Annotated in this window: 5 protein-coding genes; all 5 read left to right on the forward strand. The window is 68.4% G+C overall.

From position 1 onward, the window contains the following. The first annotated feature begins 152 nt into the window (after positions 1 to 152). Entirely contained in the window at positions 153 to 455 is a 303-nt protein-coding gene (locus VIU94_RS39775; protein ID WP_331919704.1) for a hypothetical protein, read from the forward strand. A gap of 116 nt (positions 456 to 571) precedes the next feature. Continuing rightward, positions 572 to 901 (forward strand): hypothetical protein, encoded by a 330-nt coding sequence (locus VIU94_RS39780; RefSeq protein WP_331919706.1) that lies wholly within the window; start codon positions 572 to 574, stop codon positions 899 to 901. Then, complete coding sequence (locus tag VIU94_RS39785; RefSeq protein WP_331919708.1) at positions 901 to 1,200, forward strand: hypothetical protein; 300 nt, start codon at positions 901 to 903, stop codon at positions 1,198 to 1,200. Before VIU94_RS39780 ends, VIU94_RS39785 begins: the two co-directional genes overlap by 1 nt. Next, a complete protein-coding gene (locus VIU94_RS39790; RefSeq protein WP_331919710.1) occupies positions 1,200 to 4,088 on the forward strand; it encodes a phage tail tape measure protein in 2,889 nt (962 codons plus the stop codon). Before VIU94_RS39785 ends, VIU94_RS39790 begins: the two co-directional genes overlap by 1 nt. After that, positions 4,089 to 4,505, forward strand: a 417-nt coding sequence (locus VIU94_RS39795) for a DNRLRE domain-containing protein (RefSeq protein ID WP_331919712.1), incomplete at its 3' end; no start/stop codon positions are given. It lies immediately after the preceding gene.

The following is a 4,505-nucleotide window of genomic DNA, read 5'->3' on the forward strand; positions in this document are numbered from 1 at the left end:
ACCAGCCAGAAGAAGAGCGAGACCGCCGACGGCGGTGTCGAGCTCTTCCGCGGCGAGGGCAAAGCTCGGGAGACCGTGACGGCGTTCAAGCCGGCCACGATCACCCGGCTGAAGTCTGAGGGCTGGACGCCCGTCGAGGACGAGGACGCCTGATGGGCAACACGCGCAAGCCCACGGGCAAGCCGACGAGCCTCGACCGGTACCGCTCTGAGGTCAAGGGCGATCCGTTCGTCCTGTGGATCGACGACGACGAGAAGATCGAGATCCCCCGCCCGACGGGTGACCAGATGTTTGAGGCCGAGGAGGCGGTCCGCTCGGGCACGTCGAAGGACGTCATCATCGCCATCTGCGGTGAGCAGGCCGATGCCCTCCTCGACGCGATCGGCAAGGAAGACCACGCCGTGGGTCAGGCGATCGCCGAGGACATGCGGGAGCACTTCGGCCTGGGAAACTGATTCGCCTCACCGGCCTCCTCGAGAGGTACGGCGAGGCGATCGTCGCAGACCTCGGCCTGTCCGGCTGGGATGTCATCGACCTGTACGAGCAGGGCAGGTGGGCGTTCGCCCTGACGTTGATCGACCACCTGCCCCGCACGTCCGCGTTCGCGTCCGCGGTTGCGCAGGACGACGAGCTGGCGGCCGAGCTGGGTGACCCGCCGAAGTTCAGCCACATCCCGCCCTTGACGGAGTGGACTCCCGAGGTCCAGGCGCTCGCCGCGGTCGTGGACCGGCTCGCAGAAGTGGCGAACGCGGTCGTCGCCGCGGCGGGCGGGAATCCGTCACGGGTCCGTCCGTGGCCACGCCCCGTGACCGCGTTCGACCGCGCTCGGACGAAGCGGCACCGCGAGGCCGCAGACGACATGGTCACCCAACTTTTCCCCGCCAACCCCGAGGGGGCTTGATGCCTAGCAACGTGCGCTTCGAGCCACCCTCGTCCGCTGCGCTGGCCGCGCTGGCGGCGACTGCGGAGATGGACGCCGCGATGGCACAGATCGCCGAGACCGGCCGCGTGCACGCGGAGTCGATCGCCCCCATGGAGACGGGGGCGTTCCGGTCCTCGTTCCGGGTCGACAGCGACGGGGAGGGCGCGCGGCTTGTCAACGACGACGAGGGCGCGGCCGCGATCGAGCACGGGTCGGATGACACACCCGCCCACCACACGCTCGCGCAGACCGCTGACTGGCTGGAAGGGGGTTCCTGATGGCCGTTCCCGCAGGTACCGCCTGGATCACGGTGCTGCCCAACATGGGCGGGTTCAAGCAGGCGCTGACGGCTGGCATCGGTGCAGCCCTGATCGGGGTTGCCGCGTCGGGCGTGAAACTGCGGGCCGAGTTCGAGAAGTCCATGAACACCGTCGGCGCGGTCACCGGGGCGTCCCGCGGAGAGATGAAGGCGCTCGAGAAGGCTGCCATCGACATGGGCAACTCGACGGTGTTCTCCGCGAACGAGGCCGCGAAGGCGATGGTCGAGCTCGCCAAGGGCGGCATCTCAGTAGCCGACATGCGCGCTGGCGCGTTGAAGGGGACCCTCCTGCTCGCCGCGGCAGGTGGAACCGACCTGGCCACCGCGGCCGAGATCGCCGCGAACGCACTCAACACCTTCGGCCTCAAGGGCCGCGACATGAACAAGGTCGCCAACGCTCTAGCCGGTGGCGCCAACGCGTCCACGGCGTCGGTGGAGTCCCTGGGGCAGGCACTCGCGCAGGTGGGGCCCGGCGCGAAGAACGCCGGCCTGGACATCAACGAGACCGTGGGCGCCCTGGCTGCCTTCGACTCGGCAGGCATCAAGGGTTCTGACGCTGGCACGTCACTCAAGACGATGCTGGCGCGTCTCGTGCCTGCGACCGACGCGGCCCGGTCGGCGATGAAGAACCTGGGCCTGGACTTCACCAAGCGCAACGGCGACTTCGTCTCGCTGGGCAACGTCTCACAGCAGCTCCAGGACAAGCTCGGGGGCCTCTCGGAGTCCGAGCGCACCGCTGCGCTGTCCACCATCTTCGGCTCTGACGCCACGCGCGCCGCCACCGTGCTGATGAACGAGGGCTCTAAGGGGCTCGGGAAGTACGTCAGCGCGACCAAGAACCAGAAGGCCGCGCAGGACGCTGCCAACGCTGCGATGAAGGGGCTCCCCGGGGCGCTCGAGCGACTCTCTGGCGCGTGGGAGACCTTGCGCCTGCAGATCGGCAAGGCCCTCGCGCCCGGCGTGATCGTGGGAGCAGACCTCCTCGCCGACACGATGAGCGGGCTGGTCCCGTTCGTGCAGCAGAACGCGGACACCTTCAAGGTGCTCGGCACCATCCTGGTGATTGGTGCGTCCGCATGGGCTGGCTACGCGCTGGGCGTGAAGATCTCCCAGGGCTGGACCGCGTTGCACACCCTCTGGACCACCCGTCAGGCCGTCGCCCAGAATCTGCTCAACCGGGCCATCCTGCTCAACCCGATCGGCCTCATCGTCGGTGCCCTAGTCGCCTTGGGTGTGGGGCTGGTCATCGCCTACAAGAAGTCCGAGACGTTCCGGCGGATCGTCGACGGCGCCTGGGCGGGAATCCGCAAGGCGGTCGCGTTCGCGTGGAACGGCGTCATCCGGCCCGCTCTCTCAGCGTTCGCGGGCTTCTTCACTAAGTACCTGATGCCGGTGATCCGCGCGTGGTGGCGTGGCGTCCAGCTGTACTTCAAGCTCGCGTGGGGTCTGATCAAGTTCGCCTGGCAGAACGTGATCCGGCCGATCTTCCAGGTCTGGTGGTCCTACGTCACCCGGGTCCTGATCCCGGCGGTCAAGTGGCTCTGGACGAGGGCCGTGCGGCCGACGTTCGACAGCGTGAAGGACAAGGTCGTCACGGTCTGGCGCAAGTTCCTGAGGCCCACTCTCGCGGCGTTGCGTGACTTCGTGGTCGACAAGCTGGCGCCGGCGGTGTCGAGGGGCATCGGGAAGATCAAGGACGTCTGGGCGTCCCTGAGCAGCGCTGCGAAGAAGCCAGTCCGGTTCCTGGTGAACACGGTCTACAACAACGGCATCCGAAAGATGATCGGCTCCCTTCCCGGGGTCACCATGCCCGACAGGGTGAAGCTCGGTTTCCGGGATGGCGGCTACACCGGCCGCGTCGACCCTCGCAAGGTAGTCGGCCCCGTGCACGGCGACGAGCACGTCATCCGCTCGAGGTCGCGCCGCAAGTTCGAACGCGACCACCCCGGCTGGCTAGACCACATCAACGATCACGGCAGTCTGCCGCGACCGGAGGGGTTCTTCCTCGGTGGCCGGGTGCCGCTGCCGGGTGCGACGTCGATCAGCCGGCACTCCGGCTACCCCTGGGCGACGTGGGCGGGCGACCTGAACAAGCCTGGCGACATGGGGGCGCCGGTCGTGGCGTGGGCCGACGGCCAGGTCTCCTCGGTCCAGTCCCTGCTTTCCAGCTACGGCAACCACATCAAGATCAACCACGGCGGGCAGCGGACGCTGTACGCGCACCTGAGCGGCTTCAACGTCAATGGCGGCCAGAAGGTGAAGGCTGGTCAGGCCATCGGCCGCGTCGGGTCCACCGGCAACTCCACCGGGCCCCACTTGCACTTCGAGCTGGCCGGCGGCTCGAACGCCGTCACCGCTGGCGGCGGCGGGGCCGCCGCGCCGGCGAAGGTCGGCGGGTTCGCTGTGACCGGCTGGCTGGGCGCGATCAAGAAGGTCGCCGGCGTCGCCCGGAAGATCGAGGGCTGGATGGGAGATCTCGACGGGGGCGGCTGGGCCGGCATCTTCGGCGACATGATCCGCAGCGTCGGCGGGGACGTCGTCAACTGGATCAACGGGAAGATCCCGAACCGGCTCCTCCCGGACAACCCGATCCCGAACGTCTTCGACACCGGCGGTCGCCTCCCCACGGGCCTGTCGCTGGCCTACAACGGCACCGGCCGCTCGGAGACGGTCCTGACGGACGGACAGCTCAGGACGCTGCAGGCCGCCAATCAGGCCGGCGCGCTGCCCTCGAGCCTCCGCCTGGTCGTGGACGGCTACGAGTTCAACGCGTACGTCGACGCCCGTGCTGAGGACAAGGTGACTGCGGCCAGCCAGCTGGTCGACATGCTGGGAAGGGCGGACTGAGTGGCCACCTCGAAGACGATCCTGCTCTCCGCGTACTCCGTCCAGTCGGCCAAGCCGACGACCGCGTTCGGGCTGCTGGCTGTCATCCCGATGCGAGTCTCCGCGGCCGGGATGATGACCCAGGTCTCGTTGGCCGGGATCCCGAAGAACGCCACCATCACCAACGCATTCGTGCGGATCAACATCGCCGAGACCCGCACCGGCTCCTGGACCGCCTCGGTGTACCGGCGCACGGATGCCTGGCCCGGCAACGTCACGTGGAACAACCGGGGCACCCTGAGCTCTGCAGTCGGCTCGGCCACCGTGGCGGCTCCGAAGAAGGGCGCCGCGTTCGACATCCCGGTCACCTCCACCATCCAGCAGATGGTCGCTGGGACGCTGACCAACCGCGGGTTCTACATCACCCTGGCCACCAGC

This window comes from Streptomyces sp. (genome assembly GCF_036566765.1).
Classification (GTDB): domain Bacteria; phylum Actinomycetota; class Actinomycetes; order Streptomycetales; family Streptomycetaceae; genus Streptomyces.